Below are 23,712 nucleotides of genomic sequence, written 5' to 3'. Positions count from 1 at the left end.
CTGCAAGGCGCTGCGCGAGGAGGGCTACAAGGTCATCCTGATCAACTCCAACCCGGCGACGATCATGACCGACCCGGCCACGGCCGACGTCACCTACATCGAGCCGATCACCTGGCAGACGGTCGAGAAGATCATCGCCAAGGAGAAGCCCGACGCGATCCTGCCCACCATGGGCGGCCAGACCGCGCTGAACTGCGCGCTCGACCTCTGGCGCAACGGCGTGCTGGACAGGCACGGCGTCGAGCTGATCGGCGCCACGCCCGAGGCCATCGACAAGGCCGAGGACCGGCAGAAGTTCAAGGAGGCGATGACGAAGATCGGCCTCGGCTCGGCCCGCTCCGGCATCGCCCACTCGATGGACGAGGCCTGGGCGGTGCAAAAGAGCGTGGGCTTCCCGACCGTGATCCGGCCCAGCTTCACGCTGGGCGGCACCGGCGGCGGCATCGCCTACAACCCCGAGGAATTCGAGGTCATCTGCAAGCGCGGCCTGGAGGCCTCGCCCACCAGCGAGCTGCTGATCGAGGAGTCGCTGCTCGGCTGGAAGGAGTTCGAGATGGAGGTGGTCCGCGACAGGGCGGACAACTGCATCATCGTCTGCTCGATCGAGAACCTCGACCCGATGGGCGTGCACACCGGCGACTCCATCACCGTGGCGCCCGCGCAGACGCTGACCGACAAGGAATACCAGATCATGCGCAACGCCTCGCTGGCGGTGCTGCGCGAGATCGGCGTCGACACCGGCGGCTCCAACGTGCAGTTCGCGGTCAACCCCCAGGATGGCCGCATGATCGTGATCGAGATGAACCCGCGGGTGTCGCGCTCCTCGGCGCTGGCGTCCAAGGCCACGGGGTTCCCGATCGCCAAGGTGGCGGCCAAGCTGGCCGTGGGCTACACGCTCGACGAGCTGCGCAACGAGATCACGGGTGGCGCCACGCCGGCGAGTTTCGAGCCGACCATCGACTACGTGGTCACCAAGATCCCGCGCTTCGCCTTCGAGAAGTTCCCGCAGGCGGACGACCGCCTGACCACCCAGATGAAGTCGGTCGGCGAGGTCATGGCGATGGGCCGTACCTTCCAGGAGTCGTTCCAGAAGGCGCTGCGCGGCCTGGAGGTCGGCGTCGACGGCATGAACGAGAAGACCCAGGACCGCGAGGTGCTGGAAAAGGAGCTGGGCGAACCCGGCCCGGAGCGCATCTGGTACGTGGGCGACGCCTTCGCCGCCGGCTGGAGCGTGGAGGAAGTCCAGGACCTGACGAAGATCGACAGCTGGTTCCTGGTGCAGATCGAGGAGATCGTGAAGATCGAGCTCGAGCTGGACCGGATCGCGGAAGCGAAAGGCGAGGGCGCGCTGGCCTCGCTCGACGCGAAGCAGTTGCGCCTGCTCAAGCGCAAGGGCTTCTCCGACCGCCGCCTGGCCAAGCTGCTCAAGACCAGCGACAAGGCGGTGCGCGAGCGGCGCAAGCAGCTCGGCGTGCGCCCGGTCTACAAGCGGGTCGACACCTGCGCGGCCGAGTTCGCCACCGACACCGCCTACATGTACTCGACCTACGAGGACGAGTGCGAGGCCGAGCCCACCAACCGCAAGAAGATCATGGTGCTGGGCGGCGGGCCCAACCGCATCGGCCAGGGCATCGAGTTCGACTACTGCTGCGTGCACGCGGCGCTGGCGCTGCGGGAAGACGGCTACGAGACCATCATGGTCAACTGCAACCCGGAGACCGTCTCGACCGACTACGACACCTCCGACCGCCTGTACTTCGAGCCGCTGACGCTGGAGGACGTGCTGGAGATCGTCGACAAGGAGAAGCCCACCGGCGTGATCGTGCAGTACGGCGGGCAGACGCCGCTGAAGCTGGCGCTGGGCCTGGAGGCCGAGGGCGTGCCCATCATCGGCACCAGCCCCGACATGATCGACGCCGCCGAGGACCGCGAGCGCTTCCAGAAGCTGCTCAACGAGCTGGGCCTGCGCCAGCCGCCCAACGCCACCGCGCGCACCGAGGCGGAAGCGCTGCAGAAGGCCCAGTCCCTGGGCTACCCGCTGGTGGTGCGGCCCAGCTACGTGCTGGGCGGCCGGGCCATGGAGATCGTGCACGAGCAGCGCGACCTGGAGCGCTACATGCGCGAGGCGGTCAAGGTCTCCAACGACTCGCCCGTGCTGCTGGACCGCTTCCTGAACGACGCCACCGAGTGCGACGTCGACTGCCTGTCGGACGGCCAGAGGACCTTCATCGGCGGCGTGATGGAGCACATCGAGCAGGCCGGCGTGCATTCGGGCGACTCGGCCTGCTCGCTGCCGCCGTATTCGCTGTCGAAGGCCACGGTCGAGGAGCTCAAGCGGCAGACCGCGGCGATGGCCCGGGCGCTGAACGTGGTGGGCCTGATGAACGTGCAGTTCGCCATCCAGGAGGGCGACGATGGCGACGTGATCTACGTGCTGGAGGTCAATCCGCGCGCCTCGCGCACCGTGCCCTACGTCAGCAAGGCCACCGGCATCCAGCTGGCCAAGGTGGCGGCGCGCTGCATGGTCGGCCAGTCGCTGGACGAGCAGGGCATCCGCGAGGAGGTCACGCCGCCGTACTTCAGCGTCAAGGAGGCGGTGTTCCCGTTCGTCAAGTTCCCCGGCGTGGACACCATCCTGGGCCCGGAGATGAAGTCCACCGGCGAGGTGATGGGCGTGGGCCGGACCTTCGGCGAGGCCTTCGTCAAGAGCCAGCTCGGCGCCGGCACCCGGCTGCCCCGGCCGACCGATGCGGCCAGGAAGGTGTTCCTCACGGTGAAGAACAGCGACAAGCCGCGCGCGGTGGACATCGCGCGCCAGCTGGCCGCCATGGGCTTCGAGCTGGTGGCCACCAAGGGAACGGCCGCCGCCATTGCCGCGGCCGGCATTCCCTGCCAGACCGTCAACAAGGTGGCCGAAGGCAGGCCGCACGTGGTCGACATGATCAAGAACGACGAGATCGGCATGGTGATCAACACCGTCGAGGAGCGCCGCAACGCGATCGCCGACTCGCGCGCCATCCGCACTTCGGCGCTGCTGGCGCGGGTCACCACCTTCACCACCATCTGGGGCGCCGAGGCGGCGGTGGAGGGCATGAAGTACGTGGACGACCTCGTCGTGTACTCGTTGCAGGAGCTGCACGCGCAGCTGGCCTGAGCAGCCGCGGGCCTTCCCGGCCCGCTGCGGCCGGCCGGGATTTCGGCATAATTGGCCCCATCAACACACCGCCGGTCGGCAACGTCCGGCGGTTTTCCTTTGGATCCGCGAAACAGGGCAACACGAGACATGGCCACCATCCCCATCACCCGGCGAGGCGCCGAGAAGCTCAAGGCCGAGCTGCACCACCTCAAGACGGTGCAACGTCCGGCGGTGATCAACGCCATCGCCGAGGCGCGCGCGCAGGGCGACCTGTCGGAGAACGCCGAGTACGACGCCGCCAAGGACCGCCAGGGCTTCATCGAGGGCCGCATCCGCGAGCTCGAAGGCAAGCTGGCCGCGGCCCAGGTCATCGATCCGGGCCAGCTCGATGCCGGCGGCAAGGTGGTGTTCGGCGCCACGGTGGAACTGGAGGAAGAGGATTCCGGCGAGCAGGTGAAGTACCAGATCGTCGGCGAGGACGAGGCCGACCTGAAGGAAGGCCTGATCAACATCTCCAGCCCGATCGCCCGCGCGCTGATCGGCAAGGAGGAAGGCGACACCGCCGAAGTGCAGGCGCCCGGCGGCATCAGGCACTACGAGATCGTCGCGGTCCGCTACGCCTGAACGGTCCATGGCCTGGCGGCAGCGGGTGGCGGTGCTGGCAGCGGCCCTGTGGTGGGGCAGCCTGGGCGCGATCGGCTTCCTGGCGGTGCCGCTGCTGTTCGCCCATCTGCCCACGCCGGCGCTGGCCGGGCAGACCGCCGCCAAGCTGTTCCAGGCCCAGGCCTGGGTCGGCGTCGGCTGCGGCGTGGCGCTGCTGCTCTCGTCGCGCCGCAAGGGCGAGGCACCGAGCATGGACTGGGCGGCAGGGGCGGTCGCTTTCGTGCTGGCGGGCTTGCTGCTCGCGCTGCTGCTCGAGTTCGCCATCGCGCCTCGCATCATGGCCCGCCAGAACCTTCGCCTGTGGCACACCGCCGGCAGCGCGGCCTACGTGCTGCAGTGGGCGTGCGCGCTGGTGGTGCTCTGGCGGGTGACGCGCGGGGATGGCGAAGGTGGCCGGCGGCGGGGCTAACCCGACCGGCCCTTCTTCACCGACTTCTGCTTGGGCTTGGCCCGCTTGACCTGGCCGCCGGCGGTCAGGCGCTGGTTGCCCAGCACCCGCAGGGTCTTGACCTCGGGCCGCTGGCCGCCGCGCGAGCTGTACTTGAGCACCTTGAATTCGCGCGGGCCGGGCTTGCGATCCTCGTCGACCGGCTTTTCCTTCAGCGGTTCGGGCCGCCACAGCACCAGCAGCTTGCCGATGTGCTGGATGGGGGCGGCGCCGAGCTCGTCGGCCAGTTGCCGGTAGATGGCTTCGCGTTGCCCGCGGTCGTCGCCCTGGACGCGGACCTTGATCAGGCCGTGGGCGTTGAGCGCCGCGTCGGTTTCCTTGAGCACGGCGGGGGTCAGGCCCTCCTGGCCGATCATCACCACCGGATCGAGGTGGTGGGCATCGGCCCGGTGGGCCTTGCGTTCGGCGATGGACAATTCGAGGGCGGGCATGGCGGCTATTATCCCGCGCACCCCGAAGGCCCCCGAGTGAAAGTCAAGACCCGCAGCGCCAAGGTCAACAAGGCCTGGCTGAACGACCACGTCAACGATCCGTACGTCCGGCTGGCGCAGAAGGAGGGCTACCGCGCCCGCGCGGCCTACAAGCTCAAGGAAATCGACGAGGCGCTCAGCCTGATCCGGCCCGGCCAGCTGGTGGTGGACCTCGGCTCGGCGCCCGGCGCCTGGAGCCAGTACGTGCGCCGCAGGCTGGCGCCCGGGGGGGCGGCCGCCGGCGAACTGGACGGCACCATCATCGCGCTGGACATCCTGCCCATGGAGCCGGTCGAGGGGGTGGCCTTCCTGCAGGGCGACTTCCGCGAGGCTGACGTGCTGGCCCGGCTGGAGCAGGCGGTCGCCGGACGCAAGGCGGACGTCGTGGTCTCGGACATGGCCCCCAACCTGTCCGGCATCGCCGCGGCCGACGCCGCCCGCATCAGCCACCTGGTCGAGCTGGCCGTGGAATTCGCCCGCGGGCACCTCAGGCCGGAGGGGGTTCTCGTGACCAAGGTGTTCCACGGCAGCGGCTACAGCCAGCTGGTGCGCCTGTTCAAGGAGACCTTCCGGGTCGTCAAGCCCCTGAAGCCCAAGGCATCGCGGGACCGGTCATCGGAAACCTTCCTGGTCGGGATCGGCCTGAAGAACCCCGCCGGGCGCGGAGCTTGAGCGGCCCGCAGGGGCCGTCCGGGCGTACCGCCTGTCACCTTTTGTCTGGCCGGGTCCTTGCGCCATGGCAGGGTTCCACGACTTGAAACCCCTAGAATGGGGCGCATCTGCCTGAGGTGCCGCACAGGCACGCATCCCGGAGTTCCGAGTTGAACAATCAGTGGTTCTCGAAAATCGCCGTCTGGCTCGTCATTGCGCTCGTGCTGTTCACGGTGTTCAAGCAGTTCGACACGCGTGGCGCGGCCGGGGCCAGCGTCATGGGTTACTCCGATTTCCTGGAGGAAGTGCGCGCCAAGCGCATCAAGAATGCGGTCATCCAGGAAGGCCCGGGCGGCACCGAGATCGTGGCCATCACCAGCGACGACCGCAAGATCCGCACCACGGCCACCTACCTGGACCGCGGGCTGGTCGGCGACCTGATCAACAACGACGTCAAGTTCGACGTCAAGCCGCGCGAGGAAGGCTCCCTGCTCATGACCTTGCTCGTGAGCTGGGGCCCGATGCTGCTGCTGATCGGCGTGTGGATCTACTTCATGCGACAGATGCAGGGCGGCGGCAAGGGCGGGGCGTTCTCGTTCGGCAAGAGCAAGGCGCGCATGCTCGACGAGAACAACAACCAGGTGACCTTTGCCGATGTAGCCGGCTGTGACGAAGCGAAAGAGGAAGTCAAGGAAGTGGTCGACTTCCTGAAGGACCCGCAGAAGTTCCAGAAGCTCGGCGGGCGCATCCCGCGCGGCCTGCTGCTGGTCGGCCCCCCGGGCACCGGCAAGACGCTGCTGGCCAAGGGCATCGCCGGCGAGGCCAAGGTGCCGTTCTTCTCGATCTCCGGCTCCGACTTCGTCGAGATGTTCGTCGGCGTCGGCGCGGCCCGGGTGCGCGACATGTTCGAGAACGCCAAGAAGAACGCGCCCTGCATCATCTTCATCGACGAAATCGACGCGGTCGGCCGCCAGCGCGGCGCCGGCCTGGGCGGCGGCAACGACGAGCGCGAGCAGACCCTCAACCAGATGCTGGTCGAGATGGACGGCTTCGAGACCAACCTCGGCGTCATCGTGATCGCCGCCACCAACCGCCCCGACATCCTCGACGCCGCGCTGCTGCGCCCCGGCCGCTTCGACCGCCAGGTCTACGTGCAGCTGCCGGACATCCGCGGCCGCGAGCAGATCCTCAACGTGCACATGCGCAAGATCCCGATCGGCCAGGACGTCAAGGCCGAGATCATCGCGCGCGGCACGCCGGGCATGTCGGGCGCCGACCTGGCCAACCTGTGCAACGAGGCGGCCCTGATGGCCGCGCGCCGCAACGCCCGCGTGGTCGAGATGCAGGACTTCGAGAAGGCCAAGGACAAGATCCTGATGGGCCCCGAGCGCAAGAGCATGGTCATGCCCGAGGAAGAGCGCCGCAACACGGCCTACCACGAGTCCGGCCACGCCCTGATCGGCAAGCTGCTGCCCAAGTGCGACCCGGTGCACAAGGTCACCATCATCCCGCGCGGCCGCGCGCTCGGCGTGACCATGAGCCTGCCCTCGCAGGACCGCTACAGCTACGACCGCGAGTACATGCTCAACCAGATCAGCATGCTGTTCGGCGGGCGGATCGCGGAAGAGGTGTTCATGAACCAGATGACCACCGGCGCGAGCAACGACTTCGAGCGGGCCACCCACCTGGCGCGCGACATGGTCATGCGCTACGGCATGTCGGACGCGCTGGGCCCCATGGTCTATGCCGAGAACGAGGGCGAGGTGTTCCTGGGCCGTTCGGTCACCAAGACCACCAACATCAGCGAGCAGACCATGCAGAAGGTCGACAGCGAGGTGCGCCGCATCATCGACGAGCAGTACACGCTGGCGCGCAAGCTGATCGAGGACAACCAGGACAAGATGCACGCCATGGCCAAGGCCCTGCTCGAGTGGGAAACCATCGACGCCGAGCAGCTCGACGACATCATGGCCGGCAAGGATCCGCGTCCGCCCAAGGACTTCACGCCTCGCACGCCGTCCTCCGGCGGCGGCTCGGGTGGAGCGCCCGTGGGCGCCGACAACCCGGCCCCGACGGCGGCCTGAACGCGCTCGCGGCGAACAGAAAGGGCCCCACGGGGCCCTTTGTCGTGGCCGGCGCCGACACACAATCACGACCCATGCATTGGCAAACCAGCCGCTTCCGCATCGACCTGTCGAGTCCGAGGGTGATGGGGATCGTCAACCTCACGCCGGACTCGTTCTCCGACGGCGGACGCTTGCTCGATGCGCGCGCCGCCCTGCAGCACTGCGAGCGCCTGCTGCAGCAGGGCGCCGACATCCTGGACATCGGCGGCGAGTCCACCCGCCCGGGCATCGCGCCGGTGTCGCTGGAGGAGGAACTCGCGCGCGTGCTGCCGGTGCTGCAGGGCGCGATCCGGCTGGGTGTGCCCGTTTCACTGGATACCTACAAGCCCGAGGTGATGCGCCGGGCGCTGGACCTCGGGATCGACATCGTCAACGACATCTGCGCCTTGCGCCAGCCAGGGGCGCTGGATGCAGTCGCCGGACACCCGGGATGCGGCGTGTGCCTCATGCACATGCACGGCGAGCCTCGCACCATGCAACAGGCGCCGATGGGGGGCGACGCCGTGCCGCAGGTGGTCGCATTCCTGCAGGCGCAGAGCCGTGCCTTGCAGGCGCGTGGCGTGGCCGCCGGGCGCATCGTCTGGGATCCGGGCATCGGATTCGGCAAGACGGTGGAGCAGAATTTCGCCTTGCTGGCGCGGCAGCAGGAACTGCTGGCCCACGGTTATCCTGTGCTGGCCGGCTGGTCGCGCAAGTCCTCCCTGGGCCAGGTCACCGGTCTTCCCGTGGACAACCGCATGGCACCCAGCGTGGCGGCCGCCCTGCTGGCGGTCGACCGCGGCGCCCGCATCGTGCGGGTGCACGACGTGGGCGAGACGGTGGCGGCACTCAAGGTCTGGGCGGCGATGAACCGTCAGCAACAGGGGCGCGAAGGGAGGCCCACGACATGAACAGGCAGTATTTCGGCACCGACGGCATTCGCGGCACCGTCGGCCAGGCGCCCATCACGCCCGACTTCGTGCTGCGCCTCGCGCATGCCGTCGGCAGGGTGCTCAAGCGTTCCGAGCCGCGCCCCACCGTGCTGATCGGCAAGGACACCCGCATCTCCGGCTACATGCTGGAGAGCGCGCTGGAGTCCGGCTTCAATTCCGCCGGCGTCGACGTGGTCCTGCTCGGGCCGCTGCCCACGCCGGGCGTGGCGTACCTGACCCGGGCCCAGCGCGCCAGCCTGGGGGCTGTGATCAGCGCCAGCCACAACCCGTTCGGCGACAACGGCATCAAGTTCTTCAGTGCCCAGGGCAGCAAGCTGCCCGACCAGTGGGAGCTGGACGTCGAGGCCGCGCTGCAGGAATCGCCCGCCTGGGCCGATTCCGCCAGCCTGGGCAAGGCGCGCCGGCTGGACGACGCGCCCGGCCGCTACATCGAGTTCTGCAAGAGCACCTTCGCCAGCGACCTCACGCTCAAGGGCCTGACCGTCGTGGTCGACGCGGCCCATGGGGCCGCCTACCACATCGCACCCAAGGTGTTCCATGAACTGGGCGCCGAGGTCCACTGCATCGGGTGCGCGCCCGATGGCACGAACATCAACCGCAATTGCGGCGCCACCCATCCGGAGGCGCTGGTGCAGGCCGTGCGCGAGCACGGCGCCGACTTCGGCATCGCGCTGGACGGCGATGCCGACCGGCTGCAGCTGGTGGACGGCAGCGGCCGCCTGTACAACGGCGACGAGCTGCTGTACGTGATGGCCACCGACCGGCTCGCGCGCGGCGAGCGGGTGCCCGGCGTGGTCGGCACCCTGATGACCAACATGGCCGTCGAGGTCGCGCTGCGGGCCCTCGACGTCGAGTTCGTGCGCGCCAAGGTGGGCGACCGCTACGTGCTGGAAGAACTGGACAGGCGCGGCTGGCTGCTCGGCGGGGAGGGCTCGGGGCACCTGCTGGCGCTGGACAAGCACACCACCGGCGACGGCCTGATCAGTGCGCTGCAGGTGCTCAAGGCCTGTGCCCGCAGCGGCCAGTCGCTGGCGCAGGCACTGCAGGGCGTGCACCTCTATCCGCAGACCCTGGTCAACGTCCGCCTGCAGCCGGGCCAGGACTGGAAGAAGAGCCGAGGACTGCCTGCCGCGCAGCAGGCCCTGGAGCAGCGCCTGGGCGAGCGGGGGCGCATCCTGATCCGCCCGAGCGGCACCGAGCCGGTGGTGCGCGTGATGGTCGAGGCGCAGGACGAGGCCCTGGCGAAAGAGGGTGCCCAGCAACTCGCGCAGGCCATCCAGGGCGGCTGAAGCGCCGCTGCGCAGAAGGCGAGCCGTTCGGGGAACACCGGGGCTAGGCGGGCTCGCGGCCACGCCCGGCCACCCGGTCGCGCAGGCGCCAGGCCTGCAACGCCAACAGCTCGCCGGCGCCGCCGAGCAGTGCGGCGGCGAGCACGAGCAAGCGGGTGGGGCCGGGGCAGCGCAGTCGCATTTCGCTGGCGATGTCGGATGCGCCCACCGTATCGGGCGCGCGTGACTTTTTCGTGTCACGGGCGGCGCCTAAGCTGGGCCGCATCGCCGCCATGCCCCAGTTGCCCGAACTCGAGGATCTCGAATTGGCGCTCGAAGCCGGTGCCCACCGGATCGACGTGCGCCGTGTCGCCAGCGTGGGCGAAGACCGCCTGCCGGTCTACCGCATCGCCGTCGGCAATCCCGCGCCGTACGTGCCGGCCGTCGGCTTTTTCGGTGGCGTGCACGGCCTGGAGCGCATCGGCGCCCAGGTCGTGATCGCGTGGCTGCGCAGCCTGGTTGCGCGGCTGGACTGGGACGAGACGCTGCACCGCCAGCTGGAAGGCGTGCGCCTGATCTTCATGCCGCTGGTCAATCCGGGCGGCATGCTGCGCGGCACGCGCGCCAACCCCGCGGGGGTCGACCTGATGCGCAATGCGCCGGTGGAAGCCAGGCACCCGGTGCCGGTGCTGGTCGGCGGACAGCGGATCAGCGCCGGGCTGCCCTGGTACCGCGGCCGTGCAGGGGCGCCGATGGAAGCCGAGGCGGCCGCGCTGTGCGAGGCGGTCCGCCAGGAACTGCACGGCCGGCCGTTCGGCCTCGCGCTGGACTGCCATTCCGGATTCGGCATGCGCGACCGGATCTGGTTTCCGTTCGCCCACAGCGCGCAGCCGATCGAGCACCTGCCGGAACTGCACGCGCTGCACGCGATCTTCAGCCGCACCCACCCCCACCATCCGTACGTCTTCGAGCCGCAGAGCCGCCACTACCTGGCCCATGGCGACCTGTGGGACCACCTCTACCTGCTGGCGCTGGAGCAGGGCTGCCGCTTCCTGCCCCTGACGCTGGAGATGGGATCGTGGCTCTGGGTGAGGAAGAACCCGAGGCAACTGCTTTCCCGCAACGGGATCTTCGATCCGGTGCTGGAACACCGGCGCCAGCGGGTGCTGCGCCGCCACTTCACCCTGCTCGATTTCGTGGTGCGCGCCGCGCTGGCGGCGCCGCGCTGGCTGCCCGCCGGGGACGCTCGCGAGCATCATCGGCGCGCCGGCCTGGCACGCTGGTACGCAGCGCGATGACCGCGCGCTGGATCCTGTTGCGCGGGCTCACGCGGGAGGCGGGCCACTGGGGCCCCTTCGCCCGCATGCTGGAGCGCCGCTCGGGCGCGCCGGTCGAGGCGATCGACCTGCCGGGCAATGGCCGGCATTGCCGCGCGCAGAGTCCCTGGCAGGTCCCGGCGATGGCCGAGTCGGTGCGCCGGCAGGCAACGCGCGGCGCGCCGCCCATCGTGATCGCGATGTCGCTCGGCGCGATGGTGGCGATCGAATGGGGCCGGCAGGCGCCGCACGAACTCGCCGGCTGCGTGCTGGTCAATGCCAGCGCCGGGGGCCTGAATCCATTCTGGCAGCGCCTGCAGCCGCGCAACTACCCGGCGCTGGCCCGCATGTTCCTGCCCGGCCTTTCGCCGCTGGCGCGCGAGAAGCGGGTGCTGCGCATGACCAGCGCCCGCCCCTGGCAGCACGAGGGCGTGCCGCAGACCTGGGCGCAGCTGGCCGAGCTGCGCCCGGTGAGCCCGGCCAACGCCTGGCGGCAGCTCTGGGCCGCCGCCCGCTACCGGGCTGCGGCAGCGGGGCCGCCGGTACCGCTGCTGCTGCTCGCGTCCCGGGGCGACCGGCTGGTGTCGGCCGAGTGCTCGCGCCGGCTGGCCGAATGCTGGGCCGCGCCCCTGCAGGTGCACGACTGGGCCGGGCACGACCTGCCGATGGACCACCCGGAATGGGTGGCGGAACAGGTGCTGTCGTGGTCCCGGCGCCTCCCCCGGCCGGACGCAGGCGTCACCGAAGTGCCACGTGAACGCCATGAGCCGGTCATCCTGGCCCCCCACACTGCCGGGCATCGATAGAGGAGAGGAGCCCGGCTTGAACGAACTGCCCAACCCCACCCTGCCGCTGTCCCCGATCGCACTGCCTCGGGGGTCGCTTCATCGATCGCATCCGCCACGGGCTGCGCCGGTTACGGTCGCCTGGGCGCAGCACCTGGACGAAGTCCGGGAAGCGCAGCGTCTGAGGCACGCGGTGTTCGCCGGCGAGATGGGGGCCCGGCTGGACACCTGGGTGCCGGGCCACGACGTCGACCTGTTCGACGACTACTGCGAGCACCTGCTGGTGCGCGATTCGGCATCCGGCGAGGTGGTGGGCACCTACCGCGTCCTGACGCCGGCCCAGGCCCGGCGCGTGGGCAGCACCTACAGCGACACCGAGTTCGACCTCACCCGGCTGCGCCACCTGCGCGACCGCATGGTGGAACTGGGGCGCAGTTGCGTGCACCCGCAGCACCGCCATGGCGGCGTGATCCTGGCGCTGTGGGGCGCACTGGCCGAGTTCATGGTGCGCAACCGGCTCGACACCATGATCGGCTGCGCCAGCATTCCGATGCTGCACAACGGCGTGGTCAGCGGCGATGCCGCGGCCAGCATCTGGCGGCAGTTGCGCGAAACCCACCTGGCGCCGATCGAGTACCACGTGCGGCCGCGCCTGCCGCTGCCGGTGGAGCGGCTCGACGGCTCGCTGGCGGTGGAGCCGCCGGCGCTGATCAAGGGCTACCTGCGCCTGGGCGCCAGGGTGCTCGGGGCACCGGCCTGGGATCCCGACTTCAACAGCGCCGACCTGCCGATGCTGATGCGCATCGCCGACCTGGCGGCACGCTACCGCAAGCACTTCCTCCGCCGCTGAGAGCCGCCGCATCGGCGCCGATGCGCGGCGACGGTGGGGGCGTGCGGGCCCGGCCGTCCGGCGACGATCCACTGGGCCCGCCCGGACCCCCGGGTGTTCCCTGCAACGCCCTCAGCCGACGACGCGCCCGTCCTGCGTCAGCATGCTCTGGGTGACATAACCACCGCTGCGCCGGCGCGGATCGAAGCTCACGCGGAAGCCGCCCACGTCCAGCGCGCCGCGCCGCTGGAACGCGGCCAGCACGCCCGGCCGCGTGAGAGGACCCTCGATCTCCGCCAGCACCTCGTAGGTGGAGCGCGCCGCGATGAAGCCGGCCAGCGACAGCGCCGCCGGCGGTTCGTCGAACAGCCGGGCCAGCGTTTCGCGGTAGGCCCGCACCACCGGCAGGCTGGCGGTCACCATCGGCACGGCCTGGGTCGCGATCACTGGCGTGCTGCGGGCGCCACCCATCTGCATCACGGTCTGCAGGTTCACATCGGCCAGCGCCACCAGGTAGCGCTGGCGCTGCTGCTTCTCCAGTCCCCGGGTGAACTGCACCAGTTCGGGCGTGCCGCCGACGAACAGCAGGATGGCCGGCGTGCCGGGAGTCAGGCGTTGCCCCAGCCGGGCGAGGTCGCCATGGGCCGGAAAGCCCTGCAGCCGCAACTGCAGGGCCGCTGCGGTGCGCTCCACGTCCTCGCGGTAGAGCCGGTGGTCCGCTTCGGAGGCATAGACGGCGCCGACGTCGCGGATGCCGACCGCCATCAGCGACTTCAGGGCATGGCCGATCTGCTCCTGGCGGGCGGCGAAGATGGGGAAGGTGCGCTCGTCGACCTCGATGCTGGAGTTCTGCAGCCAGGGCGCGACGTGGGCGATCGGCAGGTTCTCGCGCTCCAGTTGCCGGACCACCTCGGCCGCGGCCGGATCGCCGGCGGTGCCCGACAGCACCACACAGGCCGGATCGTCGCGCAGGCTGTCCAGGGCACGGCGCACGCTCGCCTCCGAGCCGTCCACCTCGAGGTTGAGGTGGGTCACGGGCCGCCCGCGCACACCGCCCCTGGCATTGATGGCCTGCCAGGCGGCCCGCGAGCCGATCAGGAAGTCCTTGGAGACGTCCTGCTGGGCGGCGGAGGCATCGTGGATCTGGGCGACCTTCAGCGGCCGCGCGGGGGCGCGGCTGGACTGGGCGAGGGCAGCGGGGGCGACGGCACCGGCCGCGGCGGACAGCAGCAGCGCGCGGCGACGCGGCGACAAGGGGTGGACCCGCAGGTTCATCGAGATCTTCTCCGTTGTGAGCAAATGCAACAGAGGCTAGGGAGCACCGATGACGGCAGCGTGACCGGGACATGACAGGCGCATCGAAATCCACCGGGAGAGGATCCGGGCCTGTCACGGAACTGTCACGAAAGCTTCCTAGAGTCGTCATCCAGCGTTCCTAAAGTCCTCTACGGTTCCATCCAGCAAAGGACTGACATCCATGAGCAAGTACATCCGCGTGGCCGCCCTCGGCCTGGTCTCCTTCTCCATCGCCGGCTTGGCTGCCGCGCAGGAAGTCACCGGCGCCGGTGCCAGCTTCCCGGCGCCGCTGTACGCCAAGTGGGCCGCCGACTACAACAAGGCGACCGGCGTGAAGATCAACTACCAGTCGGTCGGCTCGGGTGCCGGCCTTCGCCAGATCGACGCCAAGACGGTCGACTTCGGCGCCTCCGACGCGCCGGTCAAGGACGAGGACCTCGCCAGGAAGGGCCAGATCCAGTTCCCGACGGTGATCGGCGGCGTCGTGCCGGTGGTCAACATCAAGGGCATCGCGGCGGGCCAGCTGCGCCTGAGCGGCCCGGTGCTGGGCGACATCTACCTGGGCAAGATCAGCAAGTGGAGCGACCCGGCGATCAAGGCCCTGAACCCCTCGCTGAACCTGCCGGACGCCGCCATCGCGCCGGTGCGCCGCGCCGACGGCTCGGGCACCAGCTTCCTGTTCACCAACTACCTGTCCAAGGTCAACCCCGAGTGGAAGGCCAAGGTGGGCGAGGGCACCGCGGTGAACTGGCCGGCCGGCGCCGGCGGCAAGGGCAACGAGGGCGTCGCCGCGTTCGTCGGCCGGCTGCCCAACTCGATCGGCTATGTCGAGTACGCGTACGTCAAGCAGAACAGGATGAACTACGCACTGATGCAGAACTCGGCCGGCCAGTTCGTCGCGCCGGACGACACGGCCTTCAAGGCGGCGGCCGCCGGTGCCGAGTGGAGCAAGAGCTTCTACCAGATCCTGACCAACCAGCCGGGCGCGCAAGCCTGGCCGATCACCGGCGCGACCTTCATCCTGATGCACAAGGTGCAGGACAAGCCCGAGCAGGCCGCGGCCGCGCTCAAGTTCTTCGACTGGGCCTACGCCAACGGCGACGCCACCGCCGAGAGCCTGGACTACGTGCCCATGCCGGCGGCCGTCAAGGACCAGATCCGCAAGCTGTGGGCGTCCGAGGTGAAGGACGGCTCCGGCAAGAACATCGCTCTGCGGTAAGCGGCAGGCGAAAAGGCGGCGCGCGTGTCCTCTACACTGCCGGCCCATGATGGCAGCCTCGAAGGCCCCGGCGCGTCCGTGCGCGCGTGGGCGCGCCGCATGAAGCCGCCGGGACGAGGCCGCGCCGGCCCGTGGGCGGACCGCGCCTTCGGCTGGGCGGCCCGCGGGGCCGCCCTCGTCACCCTGGGCCTGCTGCTGGCCATCCTGGGCTCGCTGGTGGTCGGCGCCTGGCCGGCCATCGAGCGCTATGGCCTGGGTTTCCTGGCCAGCACCGTATGGGATCCGGTCGCCAACGAATACGGCGGGCTGGTGATGATCTACGGCACCGTCGCCACCTCGCTGATCGCGCTGGTGATCGCGGTGCCGGTGAGCTTCGGCATCGCGCTGTTCCTGACCGAGCTGTCGCCGGCCTGGCTCAAGCGCCCGCTGGGCACCGCGATCGAACTGCTGGCGGCGGTGCCGTCCATCGTCTACGGCATGTGGGGCCTGCTGGTGTTCGGCCCCATCCTGGCGACCTGGGTGCAGCAGCCGCTGCAGGCCCTGCTGGGCGAGGTGCCGTACCTGGGCGCGCTGGTGTCCGGGCCGCCGGTGGGCATCGGCATCCTCTCGGCCGGGATCATCCTGGCCATCATGATCATTCCCTTCATCGCGGCCGTCATGCGCGACGTGTTCGAGGTCACGCCGTCGCTGCTGAAGGAGTCCGCGTATGCACTGGGCTCGACGACCTGGGAGGTCGTCTGGCGCGTCGTGCTGCCCTACACCAAGGCCGGCGTCGTCGGCGGCATCATGCTGGGCCTGGGGCGCGCGCTGGGCGAGACCATGGCCGTGACCTTCGTCATCGGCAACTTCAACCAGCTCGACTCGCTGTCGCTCTTCCAGCCGGCCAACAGCATCACCTCGGCGCTGGCCAACGAGTTCGCCGAGGCGGCCAGCGGACTGCACCAGTCGGCCCTGATCTACCTGGGCCTGGTCCTGTTCTTCATCACCTTCGTGGTGCTGGCGCTGTCCAAGCTGCTGCTGATGCGCCTGCGCAAGGGCGAGGGGGCGCGGGCATGAGCGATACCGGAACCGGCGCGCGGCTGATCGCCCGTGCCGATGCAGCCTCGATGCGCGAGCGCCGCTATGCCGCGCGCAAGCGGGTCAACGAGGTGGCCCTTGCGCTCTCGCTGGGCGCGATGGCCTTCGGCGTGTTCTGGCTGCTGTGGATCCTGTGGGAGACCGTGAACCTGGGCGTCGCCGGCCTGGCCTGGTCCACGCTGACCGAGATGACGCCGCCGCCGAACGAGGCGGGCGGCCTGGCCAACGCCATCTACGGCTCCTTGCTGATGGTGGCGGCGGCGACCCTGATCGCCACCCCGATCGGCATCCTGGCCGGCATCTACCTGGCCGAGTACGACCCGCAGGGCTGGCTGGGCTCGACCACGCGGTTCGTCAACGACATCCTGCTGTCGGCGCCCTCCATCGTGATCGGCCTGTTCATCTACGCCGTGGTGGTGGCGCGCTTCAAGCAGTTCTCCGGCTGGGCCGGCGCGTTGGCGCTGGCGCTGATCGTGATCCCGGTGGTGATCCGCACCACCGAGAACATGCTGCTGCTGGTGCCGGCCGGCCTGCGCGAGGCGGCGTACGCGCTGGGCGCGCCCAAGTGGAAGGTGATCACGCTGATCACGCTGCGGGCCGCGCGTGCCGGCGTGGTGACCGGCGTGCTGCTGGCGGTGGCGCGTATTTCGGGCGAGACCGCGCCACTGCTGTTCACCGCGCTGAACAACCAGTTCTGGACCTCCGACATGGGCGAGCCCATGGCCAGCCTGCCGGTGACCATCTTCAAGTTCGCCATGAGCCCCTACGAGAACTGGCAGCAACTGGCGTGGGCGGCCGTGTTCCTGATCACCGCCGCCGTGCTGGGCCTGAACATCCTGGCGCGCCTGCTGACGCGCAACCGGACCTGATCCCCATGAATCCGATGCAAACGCCCTCCGCCAAGATCGCGGTCAAGGACCTGAACTTCTGGTACGGCAAGTTCCACGCCCTGAAGGGCATCAACCTGGAGATCCCGGAGAAGAAGGTCACGGCCTTCATCGGGCCCTCCGGCTGCGGCAAGTCGACGCTGCTGCGCACCTTCAACCGCATGTACGAGCTGTACCCGGACCAGCGCGCGCAGGGGCAGATCGTGCTGGATGGCGAGGACCTGCTGGCCTCCAAACAGGACGTGGCGCTGATCCGCGCCCGCATCGGCATGGTGTTCCAGAAGCCCACGCCCTTTCCCATGTCGATCTACGACAACATCGCCTTCGGCGTGCGGCTGTTCGAGGACCTGGGCGCGACCGACATGGACGAGCGGGTCGAGTGGGCGCTGCGCAAGGCGGCGCTGTGGAACGAGGTGCGCGACAAGCTGGGCCAGAGCGGCGCCGGCCTGTCCGGCGGCCAGCAGCAGCGCCTGTGCATCGCCCGCGGCATCGCCATCAGGCCCGAGGTGCTGCTGCTCGACGAGCCCTGCTCGGCGCTGGATCCGATCTCCACCGGGCGCATCGAGGAACTGATCGGCGAGCTCAAGGACGAGTACACCGTGGTCATCGTCACCCACAACATGCAGCAGGCGGCCCGCGTGAGCGACTACACCGCCTACATGTATCTCGGCGACCTGGTGGAGATGGGCGAGACCGAGCAGATCTTCTTCAAGCCGGCCCGCAAGGAGACCGAGGACTACATCACGGGCCGGTTCGGCTGAACCGGCAGGAGAAGCCCATGCCCGACAAGCACCTTTCCACCCAGTTCGACAGCGACCTGCGCGGCGCTTCCGCGCGCGTGATGGAGCTGGGCGGCCTGGTCGAATCGCAGATCCGGCAAGCGGTGTACGCGCTGTCGCAGTTCAACGCCGACGCCGCCTCGGAGGTGCTGCAGACCGAGCAGCGCGTCAACGCGATGGAGCTGGACATCGACCGCGAGCTGTCGTCCGTCATCGCGCGCCGGCAGCCAACGGCGCGCGACCTGCGGCTGCTGATGGCGATCTCCAAGACCACCGCCAACCTGGAGCGCGTCGGCGACGAGGCCGCGAAGATCGCGCGCATGGTGCACTCCATCATCGACAGCGGCGCCTCCCGCTCGCTGCCCGCGTCGGAGCTGCGCGTGGCGGCCGACCTGGCATCGGAGCTGCTGCGGCGCGCGCTCGACGCCTTCGCCCGGCTGGACACCGAGTCGGCGCTGGCCATCCTCAAGGCCGACGACCAGATCGACCAGGAGTTCGACGGCTTCGTGCGCAAGCTCATCACCTACATGATGGAAGACCCGCGCACCATTTCGGCCAGCCTGGACCTGCTGTTCGTGGCCAAGGCGCTGGAGCGCATCGGCGACCACGCCAAGAACATCGCGGAGTTCATCATCTACGTGGTCAAGGGCGCCGACGTGCGCCATTCCTCCATGGCGGAAGTCGAGTCCGCGCTGCGCCAGGAAGGCCGATGAAGCAGCATCCCCGCGTCCTGGTGGTGGAGGACGAGCCGGCCATCGCCGAACTGGTGGCGGTGAACCTGCGCCACGGCGGCTTCCAGCCGGTCTGCGCCGGCGACGCCGAGCAGGCGCAGCGCGAACTGGACGCGGTGCTGCCCGACGCCATCCTGCTGGACTGGATGCTGCCCGGCCAGAGCGGCCTGGCGCTGGCGCGCAAGTGGCGCGCCAGCGAGCGCACCCGCGCCATTCCCATCCTGATGCTGACCGCACGCGGCGACGAGCCGGACAAGGTGGCCGGGCTGGACGCCGGTGCCGACGACTACATCACCAAGCCCTTTTCCACCCAGGAGCTGCTGGCGCGCATCCGCGCGGTGCTGCGCCGCCGGGCGCCCGAGCAGGACGGCCACGCCTTGCAGATCGGCGAGCTGTCGCTTGACCCGCAGGCGCACCGGGCGCGCTGGCGCGGCGAGCCGCTCAAGCTGGGACCGACCGAGTTCCGGCTGCTCAACTACCTGATGCGGCATCCCGAGCGGGTGCACAGCCGCTCGCAACTGCTGGACAGGGTCTGGGGCGACCACGTGTTCATCGAGGAGCGCACCGTCGATGTCCACGTCAAGCGCCTGCGCGAGGCGCTGGGTCCGGCCGGCGCGATGGTGGAAACCGTGCGCGGCGCGGGCTACCGCTTTGCCGCCCAGCCGGCCGTGGCGCCGCGCGGCAACTGAGTCCCCGCCCATCCCATGCCGGTCCGCCTGCTTGCGTTCGTGCTGTGGCAAGCCGCGGGCGCGGCGCTGGGCGGCTGGCTGGCCGGCGAGCGCGGCGCGCTGGCCGGTGCGCTGGCCGGCGCCATGGCCTGGTTCCTGGCCGACCTGGCGCGGGGCTGGCGCGTGCTGAACTGGCTGCGCGGCGGCGCCGAAGGCGAGCCGCCGGCGGTGGCCGGGCCATGGGGCGAAAGCGCCGACCGCATCCGCCGCGCCCTGCGCCTGCGCGAGCGTGCGTCGGCGGAGGCGGCCGAGCGCCTGCAGGCGTTCCTGTCGGCGATCCAGGCCTCGCCCAACGGCGTCGTCCTGCTCGACGCGCAGGGGCGCATCGAGTGGTGCAACCAGACGGCGGCCGGGCAGCTGGGCATCGATCCGGAACGCGACCTGCTGCAGCACGTGGGCAACCTGGTGCGCGACCCGGTGTTCGCCGACTACAACGCGGCCGGCGACTACGTCCGCGACGTGGTGATCACCGCCCGCGACAGCTCGCCGGGCCGGCCGGTGCGCCTGTCGCTGCAGTTGCACCCGTACGGCGAGGGACGCAAGCTGCTGCTGGCGCGCGACGTCACGGCGATCGAGCAGGCCGACGCCATGCGGCGCGATTTCGTCGCCAACGTCTCGCACGAAGTCCGCACCCCGCTGACGGTGCTGGCCGGCTTCATCGAGACGCTGCAGCAACTGCCGCTGGGCGAGGCCGACCGCGTCCGCTATCTCGCGCTGATGGCGCAGCAGGCCCGCCGCATGCAGTCGCTGGTCAGCGACCTGCTCACGCTGTCGCGGCTGGAGGGCAGCCCGTCGCCCGGCGTGTCGGAGTGGGTTGCCGCGGGCGCGCTGCTGGCCCAGTGCGAGCAGGACACCCGTTCGCTGTCGTCGGTGCTGGGCAAGGACTCGCACGAACTCGCGTTCGAAGCGCCCGCCGGGCTGGAAGTGGCCGGGGCCGCGCCGGAACTGCTCAGCGCCATGTCCAACCTGGCCAGCAACGCGGTGCGCTACACGCCGGTGGGTGGCCGCATCGAGGTGCGCTGGCGGCTCCTGCCGGATGGCCGCGCCGAGTTCTCGGTGCGCGATACCGGGCCAGGGATCCCGCCCGAGCACCTGCCGCGCCTGACCGAGCGCTTCTACCGGGTCGATCGCAGCCGCTCGCGCGAGACCGGCGGCACCGGGCTGGGCCTGGCCATCGTCAAGCACGTGGTGCAACGCCATGGCGGGGAACTGCGCATCGACAGCCGGCCCGGCGAGGGGTCGACCTTCGCCATCCTGCTGCCGCCGGCGCGGGTGCGCATCGTCACGCCGGAACGGGACGGTGCGAGCGCACCACGCGCCACAGCAACGCCGTGAACGCGGCGGCCGTGAGCGCCAGCGCCACCCCGCCCGCGCCCCAGAAGGCGGCCGGTGTCTGCAGGGGCGGCCACGGCCCCAGCCCACGGTAGGCGAGCAGGTAGCCTCCGCCCAGGCCGACGCCCCACAGCAGCACGCAATAGACCACCAGCGGCCGGGTCGCCACGCCGAAGCTGCGCAGCAGGAACACGCACAGCGCCTGCATCGCATCGGCGATGTGGTACAGCGCCACCCACATCAGCAGCCCGGCGGCCATCTGCACCACCCGCGGGTTGTCGCCGGCGTACAGGCGGGCGAGCCCGTTGCGCGAAAGCACGATCAGAGCCGCGCTCGCGCAGGCCAGCAGCAGCGTCAGGCGCAGGCCGGTGCGCAGGGCCTCGCGTGCGCGCCCGTCCTCGCGCGCGCCCAGCCAGTAGCTGACGCGGGCGCTGGTGGCCAGGCCCAGGGACAGCGGCACCATGTAGAGCACGGCGGTGAGGTTGCTGGCGATCTGGTGGCTGGCGGCGGCCACCGTGCCCTGGCGTGCGATGAACAGGGCCATGAGCGTGAACGAGGTCACTTCCACCATCACCGCCAGCGCCGTCGGCACGCCCAGGCGCGCAAAGGCGCGCTGCACCTGCCAGTCGGGTCGCTCGAGGGCCCCCCAGATCCGGTACGGCTCGTAGAGCGAATGGGTGCGCAGCGTCCAGGCGGCGAGCGCCACCAGCAGGTAGTTGACGGCCACGGTCGCCCACGCGCAGCCGACCAGGCCCATCGCCGGCACGCCGGCCCCGCCGAAGGTGAACCAGATCGACAGGGGCACCTTCACCAGCAGCGATGCCGCCTGCAGCCAGGTCACCATCACCGGCCGACTCAGCGCCTGGTTCAGGGTGGAATAGGCGCGGAACAGCATGGCGGGCGGCAGCGACAGCGACAGCACGGCCAGGTAGGCCAGCACCTGCTGCTCCAGGTGCGGGGGCACCTCCGCCCAGCGCAGCAGCGGCCCGGGGAAGAGCAGCGCGCCCATGCCCAGCACGATGCCGGCCAGGCACAGCCAGACGGCCTGCCGCACCGAGCGGCCCATCTCGGGGCCGCGGCCACCGCCACGCAGCTCGGCCCAGACCGGCAGTTGTGCCTGCACCATGGCCTGCAGCGCGACGAAGATGCTGATGTAGACCGCCGAGGCGACCGACAGCGTCGCCAGCGCCTCCGGGGCGTAGCGGCCGGCGATCAGGGTGTCGGCGACGCCGAAGGCCATGGTGGCGAGCTGGCCCACCAGCACGGTGCCCGCGTGGCGGGCGATGGCACTGCGCTCGGACATCAGCCGCCCCGCGACTGCCGTTCGTAGAGCAGGACGTTGTCCTTGGCGTCGGTGGGGCGCCGCACGGTGGCGGCCAGGCGCCATTGCTTCATGTCCAGTGCCAGCCCGGCGGCCGGCTGGTACTCCGAGCCCATGACCAGCCAGGGGCACCGGGCCGGCGCTGCGGCCGGCCTGAGATCCAGCTTGCCGTGGTAGCGCAGCGCGGCCAGCTGCCCGCGCGTGAGGCCGAACACTTCGACGCAGCCCGGTTCGTCCATCGCCTGCGTCACGCCGCGCACCACCGCGGTGTAGCTGCGGGCGTAGTCCAGCACCGGCAGCCACAGCGTCATCAGCAGCAGCCAGCACAGCGCGGCGCCGCCGGCCGGCAGCACCAGGCTTTTCCAGATGGCGGCGCGGTGCCGGCCGGCGCGCCAGCGCACCAGCCAGCCCCAGGCGACGGTGCCGGCCAGCGCCGCAATGAACGCCAGCAGCGAGAAGCTCGGCTCGAACCCCGATGCCAGCTTGGCGACGTTGGCGGCCGGCTTGGCCGGCACGCCGGTGTGCAGCGAGATCCAGACCACCCAGATCACGATGGCGCAGCCCGTGAAGAACAGCAGGGTGAACCAGTCGATCAGCGAGGCGACGCTGCGCCGCAGGGTCGGCAGCGCGAACACGGCCAGCGTCGCCAGTGCGGGCAGCCCCAGCAACAGCGAGCGGTCGGAGGCGTGCGTCAGCAGGGTGGATCCGATGGCGACCAGCGCGAACCACAACGGCAGCGCCACGTGGCGCGCCGTCAGCTGCCGGCGCCAGCGCCAGACCGTCCAGGCGGCCAGGGGCCCGGCGGGCCAGGTGAACCAGACCAGCAGGCGCACCGCCGGATGCCAGTCGCGGTCGCCGGGCGCGGGAATGCGCCAGCGCCACAGGTCGAGCGTGCCGGCCAGCCAGGCCACGCCCGCCGTGGTCGCCAGCAACAGGGCGGCCCAGAGCCAGCGGCGGCGGCGCAGGCGGTCTTCCTCCGGCGAGTCCAGCACGGTCACCAGCGCGCTGCCGGCACCGAGCAGGACCGCCGTGCTGGGCGCGCCGCTGAGGGCCAGCCCGGCCAGGCCGGCCACGATGGCCACCAGCGGGCTGGCCGTGCGATAGGGCAGGGCGGCGGCGCCGAAGAAGGCGAGGGCGCTGAACCCGAGTTGCGCGAGCGCCGGCGTGGTCTCGTGCGACAGCTGCGCCAGCCCCAGGCACGCGATCAGCGCCAGCAGGCCGCCGTCGGCGATGGCGCGCGCGTAGTCCCTGGGCTGGGCCTCGCCGCCGAAGGCGAAGGGCACCGGCTGTGCGCGTGGCGTGCGGGCCAGGAAGTAGACGGCGTACCAGGTGGCGGCCAGCGCCAGCACCAGCAAGGCCGCGAAGGGCAGGCGGGCGGCGAAGTCCGCCGGGACCCAGGATGGCGACAGGCGGATCGCCCAGGCGCCCAGCCAGTAGGGCAGCAGGGCGTCGAACTCGGGAGGTTGCCCCAGCAGCGTGGGCGAGAGCCAGTCGCTGCGGCCCGCTGCCAACTCGAGCATGTACCCGAAGGCGGTGACATCGGCGTTCTTCCAGGGATCGCGGCCGATGAAGCCCGGGACGATGTAGGCGGCGCAGAACAGCAGCAAGGCCAGCCGCGGCAGCCGTCGCACGGCGCTCTGGGCGACGATTGCGGGGGTCGGCTGGTTCACGCGGGCAAGTGTGCCATGCGCCTTGCGGGCAAGAAAAAGGGCAGCGCG

The 23,712-nt window shown here is 70.4% G+C and carries 22 protein-coding genes; 17 read left to right on the top strand and 5 right to left on the bottom strand.

The window, feature by feature from the left end; translation table 11 throughout:
- The 3 genes from carB to V6M57_RS14060 form a co-directional block, all read left to right on the top strand.
- A partial coding sequence (gene carB, locus V6M57_RS14070; RefSeq protein WP_332815623.1) for a carbamoyl-phosphate synthase large subunit occupies nt 1–3,154 on the top strand: 3,154 nt, incomplete at its 5' end.
- 129 nt (nt 3,155–3,283) lie between these two features.
- Nucleotides 3,284–3,760 carry a transcription elongation factor GreA gene (gene greA, locus V6M57_RS14065; RefSeq protein ID WP_332815622.1) on the top strand — a complete coding sequence of 159 codons (477 nt, stop codon included), beginning with the start codon at nt 3,284–3,286 and terminating at the stop codon, nt 3,758–3,760.
- A 7-nt stretch (nt 3,761–3,767) separates the two neighbouring features.
- Nucleotides 3,768–4,208, top strand: a complete 441-nt coding sequence (locus tag V6M57_RS14060) for a DUF4149 domain-containing protein (RefSeq protein WP_332815621.1) — start codon at nt 3,768–3,770, stop codon at nt 4,206–4,208.
- Here V6M57_RS14060 and V6M57_RS14055 read toward each other — a convergent pair.
- Nucleotides 4,205–4,678, bottom strand: coding sequence for a YhbY family RNA-binding protein (locus V6M57_RS14055; protein WP_332815620.1), 474 nt, complete (start codon nt 4,676–4,678; stop codon nt 4,205–4,207). The genes V6M57_RS14060 and V6M57_RS14055 overlap by 4 nt on opposite strands.
- 36 nt (nt 4,679–4,714) lie before the next feature.
- On the opposite strand from V6M57_RS14055, the gene V6M57_RS14050 reads away from it, so the two are divergent.
- The 4 genes from V6M57_RS14050 to glmM all read left to right on the top strand — a co-directional run bounded on the left by V6M57_RS14050 (nt 4,715) and on the right by glmM (nt 9,715).
- Nucleotides 4,715–5,389, top strand: coding sequence for an RlmE family RNA methyltransferase (locus tag V6M57_RS14050; protein WP_332815619.1), 675 nt, complete (start codon nt 4,715–4,717; stop codon nt 5,387–5,389).
- Nucleotides 5,390–5,538: 149 nt separating this feature from the next.
- A complete protein-coding gene (gene ftsH / locus V6M57_RS14045; RefSeq protein ID WP_332815618.1) occupies nt 5,539–7,452 on the top strand; it encodes an ATP-dependent zinc metalloprotease FtsH in 1,914 nt (637 codons plus the stop codon).
- Between the two features lie 74 nt (nt 7,453–7,526).
- Nucleotides 7,527–8,384 carry a dihydropteroate synthase gene (folP, locus tag V6M57_RS14040; protein ID WP_332815617.1) on the top strand — a complete coding sequence of 286 codons (858 nt, stop codon included), beginning with the start codon at nt 7,527–7,529 and terminating at the stop codon, nt 8,382–8,384.
- Nucleotides 8,381–9,715, top strand: coding sequence for a phosphoglucosamine mutase (gene glmM / locus V6M57_RS14035; protein ID WP_332815616.1), 1,335 nt, complete (start codon nt 8,381–8,383; stop codon nt 9,713–9,715). The genes folP and glmM overlap by 4 nt, the downstream gene beginning before the upstream one ends.
- A gap of 43 nt (nt 9,716–9,758) precedes the next feature.
- Here the strand turns inward: glmM and V6M57_RS14030 are convergent, their stop codons facing one another.
- Nucleotides 9,759–9,923, bottom strand: coding sequence for a hypothetical protein (locus V6M57_RS14030; protein WP_332815615.1), 165 nt, complete (start codon nt 9,921–9,923; stop codon nt 9,759–9,761).
- Nucleotides 9,924–9,987: 64 nt separating this feature from the next.
- Here V6M57_RS14030 and V6M57_RS14025 point away from each other — a divergent pair, with 64 nt between their 5' ends.
- The 3 genes from V6M57_RS14025 to V6M57_RS14015 are packed head-to-tail and all read left to right on the top strand — an operon-like array spanning nt 9,988 to nt 12,645.
- Nucleotides 9,988–10,992: a M14 family zinc carboxypeptidase gene (locus V6M57_RS14025; RefSeq protein WP_332815614.1), complete on the top strand. Its 1,005-nt coding sequence runs from the start codon at nt 9,988–9,990 to the stop codon at nt 10,990–10,992.
- On the top strand, nt 10,989–11,816 hold the full coding sequence (locus V6M57_RS14020) for an alpha/beta fold hydrolase (protein WP_332815613.1): 828 nt from the start codon (nt 10,989–10,991) through the stop codon (nt 11,814–11,816). The genes V6M57_RS14025 and V6M57_RS14020 overlap by 4 nt, the downstream gene beginning before the upstream one ends.
- A 16-nt stretch (nt 11,817–11,832) precedes the next feature.
- Nucleotides 11,833–12,645, top strand: a complete 813-nt coding sequence (locus V6M57_RS14015; protein WP_332815612.1) for a GNAT family N-acetyltransferase — start codon at nt 11,833–11,835, stop codon at nt 12,643–12,645.
- A 111-nt stretch (nt 12,646–12,756) separates the two neighbouring features.
- On the opposite strand, the gene V6M57_RS14010 is transcribed toward V6M57_RS14015, so the two are convergent.
- A complete protein-coding gene (locus V6M57_RS14010) occupies nt 12,757–13,899 on the bottom strand; it encodes an ABC transporter substrate-binding protein (RefSeq protein WP_332815611.1) in 1,143 nt (380 codons plus the stop codon).
- A gap of 202 nt (nt 13,900–14,101) precedes the next feature.
- Between V6M57_RS14010 and pstS the strand changes: the two genes are divergently transcribed.
- From pstS to phoR, 7 genes are all read left to right on the top strand, one after another.
- A complete protein-coding gene (pstS, locus tag V6M57_RS14005) occupies nt 14,102–15,139 on the top strand; it encodes a phosphate ABC transporter substrate-binding protein PstS (protein WP_332815610.1) in 1,038 nt (345 codons plus the stop codon).
- Between the two features lie 99 nt (nt 15,140–15,238).
- Nucleotides 15,239–16,195 carry a phosphate ABC transporter permease subunit PstC gene (gene pstC, locus V6M57_RS14000; protein ID WP_332815626.1) on the top strand — a complete coding sequence of 319 codons (957 nt, stop codon included), beginning with the start codon at nt 15,239–15,241 and terminating at the stop codon, nt 16,193–16,195.
- 50 nt (nt 16,196–16,245) lie between these two features.
- The gene (gene pstA / locus V6M57_RS13995) at nt 16,246–17,085 is read left to right on the top strand and encodes a phosphate ABC transporter permease PstA (RefSeq protein ID WP_442968829.1); all 840 of its coding nucleotides are present in this window, start codon (nt 16,246–16,248) and stop codon (nt 17,083–17,085) included.
- A 5-nt stretch (nt 17,086–17,090) separates the two neighbouring features.
- Nucleotides 17,091–17,864, top strand: a complete 774-nt coding sequence (gene pstB, locus V6M57_RS13990; RefSeq protein ID WP_332815608.1) for a phosphate ABC transporter ATP-binding protein PstB — start codon at nt 17,091–17,093, stop codon at nt 17,862–17,864.
- Nucleotides 17,865–17,881: 17 nt separating this feature from the next.
- Complete coding sequence (phoU, locus tag V6M57_RS13985; protein ID WP_332815607.1) at nt 17,882–18,595, top strand: phosphate signaling complex protein PhoU; 714 nt, start codon at nt 17,882–17,884, stop codon at nt 18,593–18,595.
- Nucleotides 18,592–19,302 carry a phosphate regulon transcriptional regulator PhoB gene (phoB, locus tag V6M57_RS13980; RefSeq protein ID WP_332815606.1) on the top strand — a complete coding sequence of 237 codons (711 nt, stop codon included), beginning with the start codon at nt 18,592–18,594 and terminating at the stop codon, nt 19,300–19,302. Before phoU ends, phoB begins: the two co-directional genes overlap by 4 nt.
- Before the next feature lie 15 nt (nt 19,303–19,317).
- Complete coding sequence (phoR, locus tag V6M57_RS13975; protein WP_332815605.1) at nt 19,318–20,676, top strand: phosphate regulon sensor histidine kinase PhoR; 1,359 nt, start codon at nt 19,318–19,320, stop codon at nt 20,674–20,676.
- On the opposite strand, the gene V6M57_RS13970 is transcribed toward phoR, so the two are convergent.
- Nucleotides 20,624–21,976 (bottom strand): MATE family efflux transporter, encoded by a 1,353-nt coding sequence (locus V6M57_RS13970; protein WP_332815604.1) that lies wholly within the window; start codon nt 21,974–21,976, stop codon nt 20,624–20,626. The genes phoR and V6M57_RS13970 overlap by 53 nt on opposite strands.
- Entirely contained in the window at nt 21,976–23,664 is a 1,689-nt protein-coding gene (locus V6M57_RS13965; protein WP_332815603.1) for a hypothetical protein, read from the bottom strand. The genes V6M57_RS13970 and V6M57_RS13965 overlap by 1 nt, the downstream gene beginning before the upstream one ends.
- Between the last annotated feature and the right edge of the window lie 48 nt (nt 23,665–23,712).

This window comes from Ramlibacter sp., from assembly GCF_036676645.1.
Lineage (GTDB): Bacteria > Pseudomonadota > Gammaproteobacteria > Burkholderiales > Burkholderiaceae_C > Ramlibacter.
This window is presented reverse-complemented; position numbering and strand designations above follow the sequence as displayed.

Bases quoted from the DNA above. Each gene is read 5' to 3' on its own strand.
- V6M57_RS14025 (WP_332815614.1), top strand. From the start codon at position 9,988: ATGCCCCAGTTGCCCGAACTCGAGGATCTCGAATTGGCGCTCGAAGCC.
- pstS (WP_332815610.1), top strand. From the start codon at position 14,102: ATGAGCAAGTACATCCGCGTGGCCGCCCTCGGCCTGGTCTCCTTCTCC.
- V6M57_RS14060 (WP_332815621.1), top strand. From the start codon at position 3,768: ATGGCCTGGCGGCAGCGGGTGGCGGTGCTGGCAGCGGCCCTGTGGTGG.
- pstC (WP_332815626.1), top strand. From the start codon at position 15,239: ATGAAGCCGCCGGGACGAGGCCGCGCCGGCCCGTGGGCGGACCGCGCC.
- greA (WP_332815622.1), top strand. From the start codon at position 3,284: ATGGCCACCATCCCCATCACCCGGCGAGGCGCCGAGAAGCTCAAGGCC.
- pstB (WP_332815608.1), top strand. From the start codon at position 17,091: ATGAATCCGATGCAAACGCCCTCCGCCAAGATCGCGGTCAAGGACCTG.
- phoU (WP_332815607.1), top strand. From the start codon at position 17,882: ATGCCCGACAAGCACCTTTCCACCCAGTTCGACAGCGACCTGCGCGGC.
- folP (WP_332815617.1), top strand. From the start codon at position 7,527: ATGCATTGGCAAACCAGCCGCTTCCGCATCGACCTGTCGAGTCCGAGG.
- V6M57_RS14055 (WP_332815620.1), bottom strand. From the start codon at position 4,678: ATGCCCGCCCTCGAATTGTCCATCGCCGAACGCAAGGCCCACCGGGCC.
- glmM (WP_332815616.1), top strand. From the start codon at position 8,381: ATGAACAGGCAGTATTTCGGCACCGACGGCATTCGCGGCACCGTCGGC.
- V6M57_RS13970 (WP_332815604.1), bottom strand. From the start codon at position 21,976: ATGTCCGAGCGCAGTGCCATCGCCCGCCACGCGGGCACCGTGCTGGTG.
- pstA (WP_442968829.1), top strand. From the start codon at position 16,246: ATGCGCGAGCGCCGCTATGCCGCGCGCAAGCGGGTCAACGAGGTGGCC.
- V6M57_RS14020 (WP_332815613.1), top strand. From the start codon at position 10,989: ATGACCGCGCGCTGGATCCTGTTGCGCGGGCTCACGCGGGAGGCGGGC.
- V6M57_RS14010 (WP_332815611.1), bottom strand. From the start codon at position 13,899: ATGAACCTGCGGGTCCACCCCTTGTCGCCGCGTCGCCGCGCGCTGCTG.
- phoR (WP_332815605.1), top strand. From the start codon at position 19,318: ATGCCGGTCCGCCTGCTTGCGTTCGTGCTGTGGCAAGCCGCGGGCGCG.
- phoB (WP_332815606.1), top strand. From the start codon at position 18,592: ATGAAGCAGCATCCCCGCGTCCTGGTGGTGGAGGACGAGCCGGCCATC.